Annotated in this window: 2 protein-coding genes; both read left to right on the forward strand. The window is 36.2% G+C overall.

What is annotated here, in order from left to right; genetic code table 11:
• A partial coding sequence (locus V2H77_RS00755) for a LuxE/PaaK family acyltransferase (RefSeq protein ID WP_341497272.1) occupies positions 1-848 on the forward strand: 848 nt, incomplete at its 5' end.
• Positions 849-1,018: 170 nt separating this feature from the next.
• Positions 1,019-1,600 (forward strand): hypothetical protein, encoded by a 582-nt coding sequence (locus V2H77_RS00760; RefSeq protein WP_341497273.1) that lies wholly within the window; start codon positions 1,019-1,021, stop codon positions 1,598-1,600.
• Positions 1,601-1,982 lie beyond the last annotated feature (382 nt).

Raw genomic sequence — 1,982 nt, forward strand, 5'->3', positions numbered from 1 at the left:
CTTCTCAGGAAAACCAGATTGAAAGTTGGTTTACCAGTAGCGGCACGAATGGTTTAAAAAGTCAGGTGGCGCGTGACAGACTAAGTATTGAGAGACTCTTAGGCTCTGTGAGTTATGGCATGAAATATATTGGTAGTTGGTTTGATCATCAAATAGAATTAGTCAATTTGGGACCGGATAGATTTAATGCTCATAATATTTGGTTTAAATATGTTATGAGTTTGGTGGAATTATTATATCCCACGACATTTACTGTGACAGAAGAACGAATAGATTTTGTTAAAACATTGAATAGTCTTGAACGAATAAAGAACCAAGGGAAAGATCTTTGTCTTATTGGTTCGCCATACTTTATTTATTTACTCTGCCATTATATGAAAGATAAAAATATCTCATTTTCTGGGGATAAAAACCTTTATATTATAACGGGAGGCGGCTGGAAAAGTTACGAAAAAGAATCCCTGAAACGTGATGACTTCAATCATCTTTTATTTGACACTTTCAATCTCAATGATATTAGTCAGATCCGCGATATATTTAATCAAGTTGAACTTAACACTTGTTTCTTTGAGGATGAGATGCAACGTAAACATGTTCCGCCGTGGGTAGATGCGCGAGCGCTTGATCCTGAAACGTTGAAACCTGTACCTGATGGAACGCCGGGGTTGATGAGTTATATGGATGCGTCAGCAACCAGTTATCCAGCATTTATTGTTACCGATGATGTCGGGATAATTAGCAGAGAATATGGTAAGTATCCCGGCGTGCTCGTTGAAATTTTACGTCGCGTCAATACGAGGACGCAGAAAGGGTGTGCTTTAAGCTTAACCGAAGCATTTGATAGTTGATATCCTTTGCCTAATTGTAAGTGGAATGCTTGCGTTATATAAATCTGAATGACATCTACACTTTACAAAATTCTCCAAAACATCCACATTTGGGTGCTTGATAGAAGTTTGTGGGGTTGGTTTAACACTGTTCTCATTGTTATTATTGGCTCAAAGCAAAAGGAGATAACATGAAAAAATTGGCAGTTATGCTTGCATTGGGAATGATTAGCTTTGGTGCAATGGCAGTTGATGGGTATAAAGATGCAAAGTTTGGCATGACAGAAGAAGAGTTTCTTTCGAAGAGGTTATGTGATTTTGAAAAATTTGAGGGAGATTCTCGAATAGAAGAAGTATCACTTTATTCATGTTCTGACTTTTCGTTTGCTAACAAAAAGCATGAAGCAATGGCATTTTTTTTAAATGGAAAATTTAAAAGATTAGAGATTAATATTGGCAGACTTGTGAAGCCAGTAAGTAAATCGTTAACGAAAAAGTATGGAGATGAATCATCGTATCCATCACAAGAAGAATTTGATAACGCGCTAAAATACAATGGAGCTATGTCTGTAGGTTATGATAATAATACGGTATTAGTTGATATACATATAATATGTGGCAAAGAAGGCATAGAAACCAGTCAACTGATTTATACGAGTCCAGATGTTTATACGATCCCAGATTTCGGAGAAAAAATCCAGGAATTAAAGGGATTAAAGGAATTCCAAGAGTTACTGGAATTAGATCGTGAAAAACTGGATGAAGATGTTTGAGACGACAATAGCCACCTTCGGGTGGTTTTTTATATCTGTTTAGTCTCCAACATTTGGTAGTTAATATCTTTTGCCTAATGCTTTCGAGGTAAATATATTGCTGTTTTGTCGAACCCTGTTCTAGGGTTTTCGATCTTCCCGGCATTGGGGGTATATACAAGTAAAAAGGCCGGGTATTTATGAACTAATCCCAACTTGATCAGGTTATCAATAATTGAGAAGAAAAAATAACTGGTTCAGAAATAAAGTATGATAGGTAGAAAACAGTGCCTTAATAAATTACAGGAGTTATAATGACTACAAGGTTTGATATAGAATAAGGAAGACTGGCTTACACGGAGAAGTTAGGAATAGTAAGTAAAGAATCTTGAAATCCATAGGG

Source organism: Photorhabdus sp. P32 (assembly GCF_038085095.1).
In the GTDB taxonomy this organism is placed as follows: Bacteria; Pseudomonadota; Gammaproteobacteria; order Enterobacterales; family Enterobacteriaceae; genus Photorhabdus; species Photorhabdus luminescens.